Source organism: Aliivibrio finisterrensis (genome assembly GCF_008933155.1).
Lineage (GTDB): Bacteria > Pseudomonadota > Gammaproteobacteria > Enterobacterales > Vibrionaceae > Aliivibrio > Aliivibrio finisterrensis.
Genome location: NZ_WBVP01000006.1, coordinates 47,883 through 65,144, shown reverse-complemented (window position 1 = coordinate 65,144; position 17,262 = coordinate 47,883). Strand labels below are relative to the sequence as shown.

The following is a 17,262-nucleotide window of genomic DNA, read 5'->3' as shown; positions in this document are numbered from 1 at the left end:
TAATTCTTAGTGTTTTTCGTCAGAAAAATCTGAAGAGTGTTTTTGTAGGTATTTCAATACAAGTGACTTACTGTCTGTATCGAAGTTAACGAATGCCATCATACCGTCAAACATACCAGGCCATGTGTTAGAATCGAAGTGCGCTTCAGCTGGTTGTGTGTGACATACAGAACAGTTTGTTTTGTATGACTCTTCCGCTTTCTGCCAAACTGTAGTGTAGTCAGGTAAGAAATCTTCTTTCTTCATCCATAGATTTACAGTTACACGCTGCCAAGGTAGACCTGTTAGATCATCTTCTTTAGTTTCAAATTTCTGAACAAATTTATCGTTCTGAGCTGCATCTTTAAGCAGTGAACCTACAGCGATATTTAACCCAAAATCTTCCTGGATAACACGACCGAAGCCTTTAACTTTACGCCAGCCTTCAATTGCAACTTTCATTGCATCACCTTTCTCTTCCACTACAGTGACTTGAGATGCAGGATTTAATAGCCCAGCTTCGATCGTTAATTTATCATCTTCGTACATAGGAAGATGGCGAACAGAAACATACGTTTGACCATCTTCGTACTTAGTGTTGCTTGCTAGTTGAGTTAACTCACTAACCATACCGCCCGAGCTATCCATATTTGCAGGAAGGCTGTGTGCAATACCTTTATGACAATCTACACAACTTTGATCACGCTCTTTTGCACCTTGCATTTGAATACGTGCTGTAGGTTGCATTTTAGAGAAATCCATGCCGTCATAGTCATGACAGTTACGGCACTCAAGAGATTTGTTTGCGCTAAAACGGTCCCATTCGTGCTGGGCTAAAACTATACGACGATCTTCAAATTTCTCTGGTGTATCAATAAAACCGAATATGTGTGCATATACTTCCTTACTTGCTTGCATTTTACGAGCAATCTTTGAAGTCCATTCGTGAGGAACGTGACAGTCAGGACATGTAGCACGAACACCTGAACGGTTTTTATCATGAATAGTACCTGCGTATTCAGGTACAATGTTATCAGCGTGACAGCTTACACAGAACTCTTCAGTGTTCGTTGCTTCTAACGCAACATTAAAGCCACCCCAAAAAATAACACCTGCGATGAAACCACCAAGGGTAAGTACACCCAAGCTGATATGAACACTCGGGCGGGCAAAAACCGACCAAGCTTTTTTAAGTAATGACATCATAATTGCTTCTCTTTAAATAATTCTAATTTGTTATAGCTGGTGATACTTAAAAAAGAATCAACCACCGTGACCTGGCATACCAAAAAACAGCATCTGCATGAACCATACAGAGAAACCGTAAGCACCAACCACACCCACACTTAGAATTGGGAAAAGAACAACCGTAATGAAGAAAAATGCTTTCCATTCAGAAGAACGTTCTGCTCCATCGTTTTGCTTTATTGCATTGCTCATAATTTTATTCCTAGTTATCTTTCTACTTTAAAATTATAGAAAATGTTAACAAGTTATCGAACCTATTTGACATAGATTTTAATCCCTCACAAATAGTGCTTCAATTAAATTTTTCAGATAAGTCCCTTTATCGACTAGTTTTTTGCGTTCATCCAGAGATGTATTTAATTGAGAGGTGATATGTAGGAATATTAACACTTGTGACAAATTAATTTTATGTAAATATTGTTAACGATGTTAAATACCTCTAAAGGATGGGTAACTTTGATAACTTTATCAATTGATCTATATCAAATTTAGGACCCTATTTATAAGGTAGCACGTAAATATCACGCTATCGGTTTCTTTGTTAAACAATCTTGGCATAAACATTCTGAATTCTCAGAAACAATACCTACATCGCGAGTTTCGACCTCAAAACACCAACACGTTTCTTTACCCATTTTGATATCACATTGCGCTGGCTTTGTGCATTCAGGACAAGTATGTGCTGTTGTTTTACCTGATAATCTATCCATCACTCTGTCTCTTTCTTCATCAGTCATTGATTTCCACTCTATGATCTCAGTAATGGTACGTTTACAACCAATACAAATGCCATCTTCGTTTTTGCAAGCTGCAATACAGGGTGTTTTCATCTTTACTTCTCTCTATATCCTTTAAATCCCATACAAGTCATGGGATAATCATTGGAATTCAATATCGTTATTATTAGGAATGATTTATGGCACTAAGCTTACAAGAGCAAATGCTAAAAGCTGGGTTAGTGAACCAAAAGAAAGTAGCAAAAGCAAAAAAAGCTTCAAAAAAATCACGCGTTCAAAATCGTGAAGCAAAAGCGGCTGTAGAATTGAACAAAGCAGCTCAAGCTGAAAAAGACAAAGAACTAAGCTTGAAACACAAAGCCGAGAAAGTTCAGAAAGAATTAACCGCTCAAATCAAACAATTGATCACTGCAAATAAACTAGATCGCTCTCACGGTGACATTGGTTATAACTTTACTGACGGTACACTAGTCAAAAAAATGTATGTTGATAAAACAATGCAAACGCAATTAGTTGCTGGCCGTCTTGCTATCGTGCACTTTAATGACGATTATGAAATTGTCCCTGCAGGTGTGGCTGATAAGATTACCTTGCGTGATGAATCAGTTGTTGTGCTTAACAACGTAATAGCGGAAGATGCACAGGATGAAGACGACCCGTATGCGGAATTCGTTATTCCTGATGATTTAATGTGGTAATACAATGAGCCGTAAAAACAAAGTTAAAGAGACTCTTTTAAAGAAACACCGCAGAACCCAAACAAAAAATAGCCGTTCGCATAATAAGCCAAAATACATCAGTAAAGCTGATCGTGAAAAAATGGCTCTTGAAGCAGAGCAAGCAACAGTAGAGTCTGAAAACACAGAACAAGTAACACCATCAGAAAAGTAATATTTCTGGTCAAATGATACAAAAATACCTCATTGTTATAATAAACAATGAGGTGCTTTATAATAATACAGTTTACTGCATCAAAAGCCTTCTAAGCATTATGTAACAGTACTTGTAACTCATTCAGGTTCTTAACTGTATAGATTGGTTCAACACCTTCAGGGCATGCTTGTTGGCTTGCATTTAACCAGCATGTATCAACACCTGCATTCATTCCACCAAGAACATCTGAATCAGGGTTATCACCAACCATTAATATGTTTGATAATTCAACCTCACCCATCATAGAAAAAGTATGTTCAAAAATACGTTTATTCGGTTTAGCTACACCAACTTGCTCTGAAATCGTAATCAATTCAAAGTAATGACTGAATTCTGTTTTTTCCAAACGGCTCTTTTGCAGTTCAGTAAAGCCATTAGTGATAATTCCCATTTTCACATTGCTTGCTAATAATGAATCAAGTAATTCTCTTGCGCCATCTAGTGGTGTACAAATATCTGCCATTGCCATCATAAAAGCACTGTTCATCGCTTTTGGTGTAACGCCGACTTTCTTTGCCCACTCTTCAAATCGCGTTTCTTGTAGCTGCTGAGCGGTAATTTCATTATCTTGGTATTGCACCCACAATGGTTTATTTACCAATTGATATTCAATGAATTGTTCTTTACTGAAATGAATGCCGTATCCTTCAAACATACGTTGCAAACCTGCAAACGCATCGAAATGAAAGAGTGTTTCATCGGCATCAAATAATATCCATTGGTACTTCATATTTACTTCCTTTATGAGGCTTATATTTTCAAGATCTTTATTTTGAGCATAAGTCTGATTGAGTCACACTTACACCTTTAATTTGTGCAAACCAGTGTTGCCCAACGTCTAATGCCAGTTCTTCTTGTGCCCAACGTGTAATATTGGCCCACAGTATATGTCCAGATAAATTCAATTTAACTGCCACTACATCGTTTTCTTTATCTTCCGTTAAACTGTCGATGATTACTGGAAGAATATTACGAATAGAGCTTTGTTCTGGTTGCTGTTTAATTAAAGAAACATCATTAGCTCGAATACGTAATCGAATTTTTTGCCCTTCTTCCGTACACTTGCAAGGCGCCTTAACCCAGATACCCTGCTGAGAATTATTTAAGGTGACTAATGTCATAGGGTGATCTGAATGTAACTCAGTAATAAATCCTTCTAATAATGCAGAATGTTCTGATGCATTTAACCAAGGGCGCATTAATGGCGATCCCCATACATCAGTAATGTCTCCAGATAGACTCACTTTACCTTGGTTCAATAAAACCATGTGATCGGCTAAACGTAAAATTTCATCTAAACTGTGGGTGACATAAATAATTGGGGTTTGGATTTCTTTTGCTAACCTTTCTAAATAAGGCATTACTTCATGTTTTCTTGGTAGATCTAAAGAGGCTAATGGCTCATCCATAATAAGTAATGCAGGCTCTGATAAGATAGCTCGGCCAATCGCCACTCTTTGTTTCTCACCACCAGACAATGAATGCGGATAACGTTGCAGCAGAGATTCAATGTCTAACAGCTTTACGACATCATCAAATAAATGCGTTCTTTTTCCATTGCATCCATACAGCAAATTTCCTTCTACTTTATAGTGGGGGAATAAGCGCGCATCTTGAAAAACATAACCAACATGACGCTGCTCTGGTGGTATAGATACTTTCTTCTCAGAATCAAATAATACGGAGTTATTAAGAGTGATTCGCCCTGAATCTGGTGAGCTAAGTCCACTAACTATATTAGCAAGTGAGGACTTACCTGCGCCCGAACGCCCGAAAACGGCACAGATCCCAGATGAGGGTAACGTTAACTGAATATCAAGATTCAAATCACCTAATTGTTTTTTTATATCAATGACTAACATGAATTAACCCATTAACCTTTTTTTGCTGGCACGTGCTAACCATTCTGAGAGTAATAATGAGATTAAAGCAACAATAATAGAAATCACACATAGGCGTGCTGCCTCCATTTCGGCTCCTGGGGTTTCAATATAACTGAACATAGCAAGAGGGAGCGTTCGAGTCTCACCCTCTATATTCGAGACGAAACTGATCGTTGCACCAAACTCACCTAAACTTCGTGCAAAAGCCAATACTGCACCAGTTAAAATTCCCGGTAACATTAACGGTAAGGTAATCGTAGTAAATACTTTGGAGCGTGAAGCGCCTAATGTTCTTGCGGCTTGCTCTAACTTTTGATCGACGGATTCTAGAGCTAAGCGAATTGCACGTACCATTAAAGGTAATGCAACGATAGCGGAGGCAAGTGCAGCACCTTTCCAATTAAAACTAAACGTTAAACCAAATAGCTCATATAACCATTTACCAATAACACCTTGTCGCCCCATTGAAATTAACAGTAAGTAACCAATCACTACCGGTGGCAACACTAAAGGTAAATGAATTAAACCATCAAGTAAGCCCTTTCCTTTAAATTCACAGCGAGCTAACACCCAAGCCAAAAGAATGCCAATAGGCAAAGAAAAGCTAACGGCAATACCTGCAATTTTTAAACTTAATAGTAAAGCCTCTACTTCGTAATCCGTTAATATCATTAGATAGTCGAAAATCCATAAGAGATGAATGTATTTTTTGCTTCATCAGACAATAGGTATTGGTAAAAGCGAGTCACCTTATCTGAGTTTTTATTTTTTATGATAGCCATTGGATAGACAATCGGATCATGTGAATCTGCAGGAAACTCTTCAACAATCGTAACGCCTTTCGATAACAATGCATCTGTTTTATACACAATTCCGACAGGCGCTTCATCACGCTCAACAAACAATAAAGCCGATCGAACATTGTTACCTGATGCTATATGATCTTTTACTTCTGGCCAACGATACTGTTTTGTAAGACTTTGTTTTCCATAGATTCCAGCAGGAACATGCCTTGGATCAGCCATTGCAATACGAAAGCCTTTTTGCCCAATAAACCAGTGCCATGTATTTTCTTTTGGTGTTGTCTTAGAGGCAATAAGAACCAAGCTATTTCGTAATAAATCAACTTTGCTTGCAGTATCAATTTGATCTTGCTCTACCAAGTATTCCATCCATTTAGTGTTGGCGGAAAGGTAAATATCTGCTGGTGCACCATTGGCTATTTGTCGAGCCAGTGACGATGAACCGGCATAGCTAACACGGACTCGATCACCCGTTTTATCTTGATAATCATCAACAATGTCATTCATTACATTGGTTAAGGACGAAGCAGCATAAACAGTAACATTTGCTGATACCGATAAAGCACTAAACACCAATACTAAAAATAATGCCAATTGAGACATACTTATACCTTCCTTAATAAGCCGCTTTTTTTTCAAATTCATTTGGCCAGATCTGCGATAGATCTAAACTCTCTTCTATAGACTCAGCAATGCGCTCAATCGCTTCTTCTTGAATCGCATCCATATCTATCGCTTTATTTTCTTTTAACCCAGCCCAAAACAGGATTGCTTCAAACGCGCTTGGTTCATCAAAAATACCATGTAAATAAGTACCAAAAATGGTGCTTTCGTCATTAAGTGTACCATCATGCCTTACCATACTTTCATTTGTAATTGAGATAGGGAAATGATTATCCCCCCCTTTTTCCTCTTCTTTTATGTAAGTACTAACTCCTGCATGAATTTCGTATCCTTTGACTTTTACTGTCTCTTGGTTTGGTAACTTAAGATCTCCTTCGACTAACGTTAATTGTTTTTGTTTTTTAAGTTCCGTAGTAATAGATAAATACCCTAAGCCTGCAATCGATGAGGCTTTTCCTTCAAGACCAAGTGGATCGGAAAGGCTTTCACCTAACATTTGATAACCACCACAAATGCCCATGATTTTGCCACCAAAACGAAGATGCCTTTCAATGTCTTTATCCCAACCTTGCGATTTTAGATAATGTAAATCGACTTGCACAGACTTACTCCCAGGAAGAATAATGAAATCAGCACCTGATAATGATTGTCCTTTGCCAACAAACTGAAGATCTATTTCAGGATGTAAGCGCAAAGGATCAAAATCGGTATGATTACTTATGCGTGTAACAACAGGTACTTTAACTATAAACTTCCCTTTCTCCTGCTGCTCGCTCTTAATCGCATCTTCCGCTTCTAAATTTAATCCATGCAAATAAGGAATAACGCCTAATACTGGTTTACCTGTTTTTTCTTCTAACCACTCGAGACCGGGAACAAGTAAAGAGATATCACCACGAAAGCGGTTAATAACAAATCCTTTTACTCGCGCTTGTTCTGATTCTGAGAGAAGAGCTAATGTGCCATAGAGATGAGCAAAGACACCGCCACGATCGATATCGGCAACAATAATAACCGGAACATCAGCCGCTTCAGCAAACCCCATATTGGCTATGTCGTTTTCACGTAAGTTGATTTCAGCAGGGCTTCCTGCCCCTTCAATAACAACACATTGATAATGTTCAGTAAGATAAGAAAACGATTCCAATACATAAGGCATGGCTAATTTTTTGTAATCTTGAAAGCCCCAAGCATCCATTGTTTCAATGGCTTTACCTTGAACAATTACTTGAGCACCAATATCTGTGTTAGGTTTTAATAAAATAGGATTCATATGAACATGAGGCTTAACTCTTGCGGCATCAGCTTGAAGAGCTTGAGCACGACCAATTTCCCCTCCCTCTTCGGTTACTGCACTGTTAAGTGCCATATTCTGTGGTTTAAAAGGGGCAACTTGGATCCCTTTATTGACAAGAACTCGGCATAAGCCTGCCACCAGCACCGTTTTACCAGCATCAGAGGTGGTTCCTTGAACCATCAGTGGAGAAATTTTATTCATAGTTCCATCTATTTACGTTAGATATTAAGCCACTGATATTATCATTATTCTCTGTTAAGAGGGAGGATCTGTTTATCTTCTTCACTTCTTAAGTTTAGATGAATGGAATATGAATAATTTACTCACGATAGATTCAAGCGTGTTTTGTTTTAATAGCTCAATCGAAGCGACACCGCTTAAATTAACTCTTATGCATCACTTAAGGATCTATTATGAAAAAGACAATTATTGCCATTACCGCAGCTCTAACCTTATCTCCAACTATCGCTCTTGCTGGTAATGATGATCACAGCAACCATAAACAAGCACAATTTAACTATACGGGCCCTGTAAGCACAATTACCGTTGCTGAATTACTGAAAGATACAAGTATGTTTACAGAAAAGAATGCCGTTGTAGATGGAAAAATCATCCGTCATATTCGTAAAGATAAATACCTATTCTCTGATGGTACAACAGAAATCCAAATTGAGTTAGACGATGATATCTCATTACCATCCGCTATAAATGAAACCACGAAGGTGCGTTTATTTGGTGAATATGAAGGTGGTAAAGTACCTGAAATAGAAGTAGATAGAATGCAAATCCTGTAAAAAAATCAACTTATCATAACTTGGCCTGCATATTGCAGGCTTTTTTATAGATAAAATTCATGAATGTTAGGTTAATAGGGTATGGAATCAACAAAACACATTAAAAAGGCACTTATATTGGCAACAGCATTGAGTTCTTCAACAGCGGTGGCCAATAACTTCCCTTATAGCTTTTTTGAAGCTCGAGTAGGAACGAGTCCTGGTACATTTGGAGCCCAAATTAACCAACAATTTACAGAAAATTCGCACTTAGTTGGACAAATTGAAAGTAAATTTGAAGGTGATTGGGATATCAATGGTGGTATTGGTTTTAACGGTCCTATTAATGAATTTGCAGATATTTATGGTCAATTGCTACTTCATAACGTAAAAGACAAATCAAGTGATAAATTTGGTGATCAAATGCTCACTGAAGTCAATTTTGGTTTTCGTGCTTGGTTAGTGCAACAAATTGAAGTTGGTGCAAAATATGGCCAACTCTTTAATAGCAACACAAACAAAGATATTGGTAGCGTGCATTTTCGCTTCCACTCTACCGAGCAACTTTCTGTCGGCGCTGAAGCAAAATTCAGTGGTATTTATGGTAATCAGGTAATGATGACAGCAAGATTTACATTTTAAACTCAAAAAAAGCGACAAACCCGGCACATATATCTATTGATAATAACAATTATAACAATTATAACAAATAATTTACCCACATTCGTTGTATGGTACGATGCACTATAAAACAAAGGATTCGGGGGAAACCAATGTTAAGTAATATATCCATAAAAAATAAGCTCACACTCATGTTTGTTGTAGTCATCTTAGTGATGGCTTCCATTCAAACAGTAATGACAGGACGTCAATTACTCGATGAAACCTATCGTTCGGTAAATCAATTTTCAGCAGCTATCACTAAAGCAAGTGTATCTGGCCTTGATAAATGGATAAGTGGCCGAACTAATATTGTTGAGGCATCAACGAACGCATTTGTTCATTCTGATGTCCCTATTAGCTACTTCAATCAGTCTCAACGTGCTGGACATTTCATAATTACTTATGCAGGCCTTGATACTGGTGAGTTTTTTCAAAGTAATACTGATAATCCAGTGCCCGCTGACTACGACCCTAGACAACGAGGTTGGTATCAAGAGGCATTATCAAAAACATCAACCATAGTAACAAGTCCTTATTTAGATGCAGGTAATGGCGGATTAGTCATTACTATTGCTAAAGCGTTCAATACAATGGTTATCGTGGCGTTATTGGTGCCGACGTTAGTATTCAATCTATTGTTGATGATATTCTAGCTATCAACCAAGATGGTGTTTCTGCATTCCTTATTGATGGTAACGGTAACTTTGTCGCACATCCTGATAAAAACATGACAATGAAGTCTATCTCAGCACTTGGGCATGATTTCTCACTAAACCGAATTCAGCAACTCGCAACAAGTCACTCTCAAACTGAAGTTAATGTTTACGGTAACGATGCTTTCTTAACCGCCGAAAAAGTTCCTCAAACCGATTGGTATTTCATTGTTGTGGTTGATAAAAAACAGGCATTCGCGTCGGTTCGTAGCGTATTACGTGACTCAGCTATTATGACGTTAGTTCAAATCGCTATCATTGCCGCTCTCGCTATGTTCTTAATTAAGCACGCATTAGCTCCTCTAAATACATTAAGTGAAGCAATGAAAGACCTATCAAATGGGAATGGCGATTTAACACAACGTATTAAAGTCAATTCTAAAGACGAGATTGGTATATTAGCTGGCCACGTCAATGGATTTGTAGAAAAACTTCAATCCATAGTGAAAGATATTGCAACTTCCTCGTCGGAGCTGGATTCACAATCAAAAGTGAGTACAGCAGTAGCCCGTCAGACTAGTGATGGCTTAACCATTCAGCTAAATGAAATTTCACAAATTGCTACTGCTGTTCATGAAATGTCAGCAACAGCTCAAGAAGTTGCTAACAATGCACAGATGACGGCAGATTCAGCGGTTAGCTCAACAGAAAACTGTGAGCACGGAAAGCAAGTTATCATGCGTAACCAAGAATCAATCACGAACCTTGCAAATCAAGTGGATAATGCTTCAGGTATTATTCAAGAGTTAGATAAAAACGCACAAGATATCAATACTATACTTTCAACCATTCGTGACATCGCTGAACAAACAAACCTACTTGCACTAAATGCAGCGATTGAAGCCGCACGAGCAGGTGAACAAGGTCGTGGTTTTGCTGTTGTTGCTGATGAGGTTCGTGTTTTATCCCAACGAACTCATAGTTCAACAGATGAGATTCGCAATATGATCGAAACACTACAACGCAATACGGCAAATGCAGTTCAAAGTATGGACGAAAGCAAGACCTTTGCTCAATCAAGTGTTGATGACGCAAATAATGCCACTCAAGCATTAGAAGAGATTTCAATTTCTATTACCCAAATCTCAGACATGGCAACTCAAATATCAAGTGCTGCTGCTGAGCAAAGAACCGTGACTGATGAAGTAAGTAAGAATATCCAATCAGCTAACGATGTGTCTGACCAAATGTCACATCAAGCTGATAATTCACAAAAGTTATCAGAAGAACTACGTAGCATTGCTAAGCAATTAAATAATCAGGTTAATTTGTTTAAATATTGATACCTAAGTAAGTGACTAACAAAGCCAGTGTATATATTCGAAATATACACTGGCTTTTTGTTTTAAAAATAGGAATTTACCGTATCCTAACAAAAATGCTTGATTTCATCTCTTTTTAACCCTAACTTGTTAAGGTGTTGTTAAAAAGGATATTTCGGCATGCATCGATTTCGCAATTTCATACTGTTTCTTATATTACTACCAAGTATCGGTTTTTCTCTTGAGTTATCGCCCTTAGCGCAAGTTCCGTATACTGGAGATCTTGATAGTTTAAAGAAGAAAGGGACGGTTAGAGTTCTTGTTTCGGCAGATCTCGGCTTTTACTACATAGAGAAAGGGCAACCTAAAGGTATTATTGCTGAGTTTCTTCATCATTTTGAACTACATTTACGTAAAAATAAAATTCATGTAAATGTTCAAGTTATTCCTGTTCCACGAGATGACTTACTTAATGCCCTCGAAGCAGGATTTGGTGATATCGCTGTAGCAAACCTAACGATCACTCCTCAACGTCTTAAATATGTGGATTTTAGTGATCCCATTATAAGCAACAGCCAAGAATGGCTTGTGACATCAAAATCAACACCTACAATTGCATCATTTGAAGAGTTATCAGGTAAAGAAGTATGGGTTAGAGCAAGTTCAAGCTACTTTGAAAGCCTACAGAAAATTAATAAACAGCTCTCTTCCAATGGGATCCCCCCTATTCATGTCCAATTTATTGAAGAAAATCTCCAAGATTACGAATTAATGGAAATGATAAACCAAGGCATCCTACCAATGACGGTTATAGATAGCCATAAATCTCAACTGTGGACAAAAGTCATGGATAATATAATGGTCCATGAATCTCTTCCGATTCGCACCGATGCGAATATTGGCTGGGCGATAAGAAAAAACAGCCCTCAATTAAAATCCGCAGTAAATAAATACGCTAAGAAAATCAAACAAGGATCTTTTCTAGGTAATGTTATTTATAATAAGTACCTTGATAATTCCAAGTGGTTAAAAAATGCATTAAACCCAAACACTGTGAAACAATTTAATAATCTTGCTCTCTTATTTGAACAATATTCAGAGCAATACCAATTTGATTGGCTAATGATTTCAGCTCAAGCCTATCAAGAATCAAGATTTAATAATCGACTGGTTTCTCATATGGGGGCCGTAGGCATTATGCAAGTCCTACCAAAAACAGCAAGAGAACCTTACATTAACATTAAAAATTTCAGAGAGTTAGAGCAAAATATTCACGCAGGGGTTAAATATATGGATTTTGTCCATAAACGCTACTTCTTAAAACCTGAGATAACCAAAGAGAATCAAATGTATTTCTCATTGGCTGCCTATAATGCAGGGCCCGCTAATGTAAGAAAAATGCGTAGAATGGCAGTAAAACATGGATATGACCCAAATGTTTGGTTTAATAATGTGGAAATAATGGCCCGTAAATACGTCAGCAAAGAGCCTGTGCATTATGTTGCAAATATTAGCCGTTACTATGTTATCTATAAGCAGATTGCGCTACTGCAATCACTTAGAGAGCACCAAAATGCCTCTAACTACAAACTGTTTTAGCCATACAAAAATGCACAAATCTAATTTGGGCATTTTTTGCTAATTATATTAGATAACCTAAACCAGAATAAATAGGCTTTATTTAGCTAATTTTACTTTTGGTTGAACAAACTTTTTGCTTACATCAACAACTGCAACATCACGGAAGAAAGTTCGCCCTAACAGTACAGGAAAAGTCATGTGCGTACGATCATTCAATGTAAACTCTGTTTTAGTCTTTAAATCACCTATTTGAACCCAAGCATCGATAACAGGACGATCTGCTCGCTCTTCTGTACTTGACTGGCGTATCGTTACAATACGCACAACAGGTGATTCAAACTCTTTTGTTTCTTTATCGTTATGCGCTAATTTAAACTTCACCCAATCTTTTCCATCACGCTCAAACATCTCAATATCAATCGCTGAGATTGATGATGTGGTTGCTCCGGTGTCAATACGAGCTTTCGCATTATGATTAATCGCCTTGATGTACATCCACTCTTCTTCACCTAGAATTAATTTACCATCTGCTGTTTTTAAATTAGTCGCAACTGGTTTCTTAACTTGTGGTTTTGGATCAACTTGTGGTTTTTGCTCAGGTTTTATCTCTGGTTTTTTTTCAGGAGTAACTGGTTGCTCAACTGCAGGCTTCTCCACCGCCTCATCAGGTGTCGTTGTTGCTGTTGTAGACATACAACCAGCAAGTAAAATAGGTAAAAGTAACGTTGACCATTTTTTTGTTATTTTCATGCGCTTTCCTTTACTGTCTCATTTGTAATCATTCATTTTAGTATAGTGAATATCTCAAAAATATCTGTTACGTATTTGCAACAGAAGCAATAGATTTGGCAATATAATCAATATGCTGCTTTTGCATTCCCGCAATATTAATTCGTCCATCACCTACCGCATAAATACCATATTCCGATTTTAAACTTGCCATCTGATTAGGATTAAAACCGATAACAGAGAACATACCTTTATGCTGCTCAATAAAATCAAAATCTGTCGACTGAGTCTCAACTCGTAGCGCTGCACACAGATCGGCACGCAAACTTAGCAGTCTTTTTTGCATCTCATCAAGCTCTGTACGCCATGATAAGGTTAGCGCCTCATCATTTAGAATACGTCCAACAATCGCAGCACCATGATCGGGCGGCATGGTATAAGTAGCACGTGCCATTTGCAGAAGTTTTGCTTTGGCATTCATGGCTATTTCAATATTGGCAGCAATAACCATCGCTGCGCCAGTACGCTCACGATATAAACCAAAGTTTTTCGAGCATGAAGTAGCAATAAACATTTGAGGAACACGGTCAGCCATAAAACGCAGACCTGCAGCATCAGCTTCTAATCCATCACCAAACCCTTGATACGCAATATCTACAAACGGGATAAAACCATTCTTTAGCGCTAATTCTGTAATTGCAATCCAGTCAGAAAGACGAATATCAGCACCGGTAGGGTTATGACAGCAACCGTGAAGCAAAATAATATCTTTAGGGCCTGCTTTTGAAAGGTCTGCCATCATAGCGGCACTATCGACTTGTTTTGTTGCAGGATTAAAATAATTGTAGTGCTTAACCTTTAAGCCAGCCGCTTCCATTACTGGCTGATGATTAATATAGCTAGGGTTACTTATCCAAACCGTTGCATCAGGCTCAGTTGATTTGATTAAGTCTGCAAGCATGCGTAAAGCACCACTCGCACCAGGAGTTTGAATCGCAGACACACGCTCATACGCAGAGGTATCACGTAGTAATAAATCAACCATACTCTGATTAAAAACTTCACAACCAGCAAGACCAACATAAGCTTTTGTTGTTTGCTCTGCCGCAATGGATTTCGCCGAATCACTCACGGCTTTCATGATTGGCGTTTGGCCTTTGTCATTACGATAAACACCAATGCCGAGATCGACTTTGTTGTCACGATCATCAGCACGGTATTCAATAGAAAGGGAAAGAATAGGATCTTTAGCAGGAGTCGCTATATTTTGCAGCATATTTTCATATCCTTATGATCTGTAATGTATTTAAGTTACCATTCAGATAGGAAAATATCACGTTTTATTGTTTAGTTTTTTACAATTTTCTTACAACACATTAATTGTGTGAATAATTTGATTGCTCGAACCACGCCACTCCAATGACGGATCGGCTTTGTCTTGTTCAAAACGACCATCAATGAGTGTATCAATCAGAGCCACTATCTCTTTTTGTGTCTCATTAAGCTCGTTTAATTCGTAACCCGTCCACATCCAAATGTCTTTATTTTCGCATTCAGATTTAACTCGTTTAACTAGCTTAAGTATCGCTTCACAATTCATTGGGTGCAGCGGATCACCGCCTGATAATGATAATCCTCGGCGATAAATACGCGTATCATTCAAATCAGCAATGATCTTATCTTCTAGCTGCTGACAGAAAAGATGCCCCGAATTTGGATTCAATGTGGATTTGTTGTAGCACCCTTTACAGTTGTGCTCACAACCAGAAACAAACAGGGTACAACGCGTACCCGGCCCGTTAATCACATCAATCGAATGATAGACGTGATAGTTCATTATAAATGTTTCACTCGACGTTGAACTTCTTCTTGTTTACCGAAGTTGAATGGACGTGCATCAGGACTCCCTAAGTAACCACAAACACGACGTGTCACCGATACTTTTGTAGAATCATGGTTGCCACATTTAGGGCAAGTGAAACCTTTACTTGTACATTCAAACTCACCGGTGTAACCACATTCATAGCACTCATCGATCGGTGTGTTGGTTCCGTAGTAAGGCACACGGCTATAACTGTAATCCCATACATTTTCTAACGCTTCAATATTGCGCTGCATGTTAGGGAATTCACCATAACAAATGAAACCACCGCTTGAGATCTCAGGGTATGGCATTTCAAAATCAATTTTATCGTATGGGTTGACTGTTTTTTGTACATCTAAATGGAAACTGTTTGTGTAGTATCCTTTATCTGTCACTTTATCAATCACACCAAATTGAGTGTTATCAAGTTTACAGAAGCGAGAGCATAAGTTTTCACTTGGCGTACCGTATAAACTAAAGCCGAAGCCTGTTTCTTTGGTCCATACTTGAACTGCGTCTTTTAGATACTGAATGATCTCTAATGCTTTAACTTGAAGTTCAGCATTGTCATACAGGTGATCATCACTGCCAAATAGCGCTTCGATTGTTTCATGCACACCAATGTAACCTAGCGATACCGAAGCTCGCCCGTTTTTGAAGATATTAATAATATCGTCATCTGGTTTTAGACGAACACCACATGCCCCTTCCATATAAAGAATAGGAGCTACACGTGCTTTCACGCCTTCTAAACGAGAAATACGTGATTCTAAAGCACGACGACATAACACTAAACGCTCATCAAGCAGCTTGTAGAATGCATCTACATCCCCTTTTGCTTCAATAGCAACACGAGGAAGATTTAAGCTCACCACACCTAGGTTATTACGACCATCGTGAATTTGCTCGCCGTTTTCTTCATATAAGTCTAAGAAACTACGGCAACCCATTGGGGTTTTAAATGAGCCAGTCACTTCAACTACTTTGTCATAGTTAAGAATATCTGGATACATACGCTTAGAAGCACACTCAAGAGCAAGTTGCTTAATATCATAATGCGGATCAGATTTCTTATGGTTCAATCCATCACGAATTGCGAACACTAATTTAGGGAATACCGCTGTTTTACGATTTTTACCTAAACCAGCAATGCGGTTTTCTAAAATAGAGCGTTGGATCAATTTTGATTCCCAACTTGTACCTAAGCCAAAACCAAAGGTAACAAATGGAGTCTGGCCGTTTGCGGTATGTAATGTATTGACTTCATATTCAAGCGATTGAAATGCGTCATAACACTCTTTTTCTGTTTGTGCTTGAGCAAACGCTTCTGCATCAGGAATACCCCACTTCTCAGCAAGTTTTAATGCTTTTTGATAGCTGATAGTGACATACGGAGCAAGGATTTCATCAATACGGTTAATCGTTGTGCCACCGTAAATATGACTTGCTACTTGCGCGATAATTTGTGCGGTTACCGCTGTCGCAGTTGCAATCGATTTTGGTGTATCAATTTCTGCATTACCCATTTTAAAGCCACCAGTTAACATGCCTTTTAAATCAATCAGCATACAGTTAAACATTGGGAAAAATGGTGCGTAATCTAAATCGTGGTAGTGGATCTCACCACGCTCGTGTGCTTGTACAATATCACGAGGTAATATATGACGCGTTGCGTAGTGCTTAGCGACAATACCCGCTAATAAATCACGCTGAGTAGGGATAACTTTACCGTCTTTATTCGCATTTTCATTAAGTAGTTCAGCGTTGCTTTGTTCTATCAGGCCGCTGATCTCTTTATTTAGTACACTGATTTTTTCACGAGCGATATCGCGGTCGTGACGATATTCAATATAAGCGCGGGCTAATACTTTGTGTGGGCCTTGCATTAGTTCGTTTTCAACCAAGTCTTGGATCTGGCGAATACCTACTTCTTTTTGTCCCTGTAATGCAATTTCTACTGCATGAGCCACTAACTGCGCATAACTCTCAATCTCAGGAGTTACCTGCTCTGACGCGCCTTTTACAGCATCAATAATACGAGAATTGTTATAGGTTGCACGGCTTCCATCTCGCTTTATTACAGTTATATTCACAGTGGCTCCAAATACTAAATAGTGGGTGTATTAGATCAGCTAACACAAGATGTGGTGTATTAAGCTCGATCTGAGAATAA

Annotated in this window: 19 protein-coding genes; 7 read left to right on the top strand and 12 right to left on the bottom strand. The window is 38.3% G+C overall.

Annotated features, from left to right (window positions below):
* Positions 1 to 6 precede the first annotated feature (6 nt).
* The 3 genes from torC to F8B77_RS07440 all read right to left on the bottom strand — a co-directional run bounded on the left by torC (position 7) and on the right by F8B77_RS07440 (position 2,057).
* On the bottom strand, positions 7 to 1,185 hold the full coding sequence (gene torC, locus F8B77_RS07450; RefSeq protein ID WP_151654827.1) for a pentaheme c-type cytochrome TorC: 1,179 nt from the start codon (positions 1,183 to 1,185) through the stop codon (positions 7 to 9).
* A 57-nt stretch (positions 1,186 to 1,242) separates the two neighbouring features.
* Entirely contained in the window at positions 1,243 to 1,419 is a 177-nt protein-coding gene (torE, locus tag F8B77_RS07445) for a trimethylamine N-oxide reductase system protein TorE (RefSeq protein ID WP_130045382.1), read from the bottom strand.
* A gap of 329 nt (positions 1,420 to 1,748) precedes the next feature.
* The gene (locus F8B77_RS07440) at positions 1,749 to 2,057 is read right to left on the bottom strand and encodes a cysteine-rich CWC family protein (protein ID WP_151654826.1); all 309 of its coding nucleotides are present in this window, start codon (positions 2,055 to 2,057) and stop codon (positions 1,749 to 1,751) included.
* A gap of 86 nt (positions 2,058 to 2,143) precedes the next feature.
* On the opposite strand from F8B77_RS07440, the gene F8B77_RS07435 reads away from it, so the two are divergent.
* Together F8B77_RS07435 and F8B77_RS07430 are read left to right on the top strand one after the other, a co-directional pair.
* Positions 2,144 to 2,662, top strand: a complete 519-nt coding sequence (locus F8B77_RS07435) for a DUF2058 domain-containing protein (protein ID WP_151654825.1) — start codon at positions 2,144 to 2,146, stop codon at positions 2,660 to 2,662.
* Positions 2,663 to 2,666: 4 nt separating this feature from the next.
* On the top strand, positions 2,667 to 2,855 hold the full coding sequence (locus tag F8B77_RS07430; RefSeq protein WP_151654824.1) for a DUF2986 domain-containing protein: 189 nt from the start codon (positions 2,667 to 2,669) through the stop codon (positions 2,853 to 2,855).
* A gap of 91 nt (positions 2,856 to 2,946) precedes the next feature.
* On the opposite strand, the gene yjjG is transcribed toward F8B77_RS07430, so the two are convergent.
* From yjjG to F8B77_RS07405, 5 genes are read right to left on the bottom strand one after another with little or no spacing between them, the layout of a single operon-like run.
* Positions 2,947 to 3,627 carry a pyrimidine 5'-nucleotidase gene (gene yjjG, locus F8B77_RS07425; RefSeq protein WP_151654823.1) on the bottom strand — a complete coding sequence of 227 codons (681 nt, stop codon included), beginning with the start codon at positions 3,625 to 3,627 and terminating at the stop codon, positions 2,947 to 2,949.
* A 37-nt stretch (positions 3,628 to 3,664) separates the two neighbouring features.
* Positions 3,665 to 4,759 (bottom strand): molybdenum ABC transporter ATP-binding protein ModC, encoded by a 1,095-nt coding sequence (gene modC, locus F8B77_RS07420; protein WP_151654822.1) that lies wholly within the window; start codon positions 4,757 to 4,759, stop codon positions 3,665 to 3,667.
* 3 nt (positions 4,760 to 4,762) lie between these two features.
* A complete protein-coding gene (gene modB / locus F8B77_RS07415; protein ID WP_151654821.1) occupies positions 4,763 to 5,452 on the bottom strand; it encodes a molybdate ABC transporter permease subunit in 690 nt (229 codons plus the stop codon).
* On the bottom strand, positions 5,452 to 6,186 hold the full coding sequence (gene modA, locus F8B77_RS07410; protein WP_151654820.1) for a molybdate ABC transporter substrate-binding protein: 735 nt from the start codon (positions 6,184 to 6,186) through the stop codon (positions 5,452 to 5,454). The genes modB and modA overlap by 1 nt, the downstream gene beginning before the upstream one ends.
* Before the next feature lie 13 nt (positions 6,187 to 6,199).
* Positions 6,200 to 7,705, bottom strand: coding sequence for a cobyric acid synthase (locus F8B77_RS07405; protein WP_151654819.1), 1,506 nt, complete (start codon positions 7,703 to 7,705; stop codon positions 6,200 to 6,202).
* Positions 7,706 to 7,917: 212 nt separating this feature from the next.
* On the opposite strand from F8B77_RS07405, the gene F8B77_RS07400 reads away from it, so the two are divergent.
* The 5 genes from F8B77_RS07400 to F8B77_RS07385 all read left to right on the top strand — a co-directional run bounded on the left by F8B77_RS07400 (position 7,918) and on the right by F8B77_RS07385 (position 12,514).
* Entirely contained in the window at positions 7,918 to 8,298 is a 381-nt protein-coding gene (locus F8B77_RS07400; RefSeq protein ID WP_151654818.1) for a YgiW/YdeI family stress tolerance OB fold protein, read from the top strand.
* 81 nt (positions 8,299 to 8,379) lie between these two features.
* Positions 8,380 to 8,919: a hypothetical protein gene (locus F8B77_RS07395; RefSeq protein WP_151654817.1), complete on the top strand. Its 540-nt coding sequence runs from the start codon at positions 8,380 to 8,382 to the stop codon at positions 8,917 to 8,919.
* Positions 8,920 to 9,089: 170 nt separating this feature from the next.
* Positions 9,090 to 9,593 carry a PDC sensor domain-containing protein gene (locus tag F8B77_RS17940; protein ID WP_244298233.1) on the top strand — a complete coding sequence of 168 codons (504 nt, stop codon included), beginning with the start codon at positions 9,090 to 9,092 and terminating at the stop codon, positions 9,591 to 9,593.
* 80 nt (positions 9,594 to 9,673) lie between these two features.
* On the top strand, positions 9,674 to 10,936 hold the full coding sequence (locus F8B77_RS07390; RefSeq protein WP_244298232.1) for a methyl-accepting chemotaxis protein: 1,263 nt from the start codon (positions 9,674 to 9,676) through the stop codon (positions 10,934 to 10,936).
* Between the two features lie 159 nt (positions 10,937 to 11,095).
* Complete coding sequence (locus F8B77_RS07385) at positions 11,096 to 12,514, top strand: MltF family protein (RefSeq protein WP_151654816.1); 1,419 nt, start codon at positions 11,096 to 11,098, stop codon at positions 12,512 to 12,514.
* Between the two features lie 78 nt (positions 12,515 to 12,592).
* Here the strand turns inward: F8B77_RS07385 and F8B77_RS07380 are convergent, their stop codons facing one another.
* The 4 genes from F8B77_RS07380 to nrdD all read right to left on the bottom strand — a co-directional run bounded on the left by F8B77_RS07380 (position 12,593) and on the right by nrdD (position 17,182).
* Positions 12,593 to 13,246: a putative ATP-dependent zinc protease gene (locus F8B77_RS07380; RefSeq protein WP_151654815.1), complete on the bottom strand. Its 654-nt coding sequence runs from the start codon at positions 13,244 to 13,246 to the stop codon at positions 12,593 to 12,595.
* A 67-nt stretch (positions 13,247 to 13,313) separates the two neighbouring features.
* On the bottom strand, positions 13,314 to 14,501 hold the full coding sequence (locus F8B77_RS07375; protein ID WP_151654814.1) for an amino acid aminotransferase: 1,188 nt from the start codon (positions 14,499 to 14,501) through the stop codon (positions 13,314 to 13,316).
* 90 nt (positions 14,502 to 14,591) lie between these two features.
* Positions 14,592 to 15,062 carry an anaerobic ribonucleoside-triphosphate reductase-activating protein gene (gene nrdG, locus F8B77_RS07370; RefSeq protein ID WP_130047618.1) on the bottom strand — a complete coding sequence of 157 codons (471 nt, stop codon included), beginning with the start codon at positions 15,060 to 15,062 and terminating at the stop codon, positions 14,592 to 14,594.
* Positions 15,062 to 17,182 (bottom strand): anaerobic ribonucleoside-triphosphate reductase, encoded by a 2,121-nt coding sequence (gene nrdD / locus F8B77_RS07365; RefSeq protein ID WP_130047617.1) that lies wholly within the window; start codon positions 17,180 to 17,182, stop codon positions 15,062 to 15,064. Before nrdD ends, nrdG begins: the two co-directional genes overlap by 1 nt.
* Positions 17,183 to 17,262: the final 80 nt, after the last annotated feature.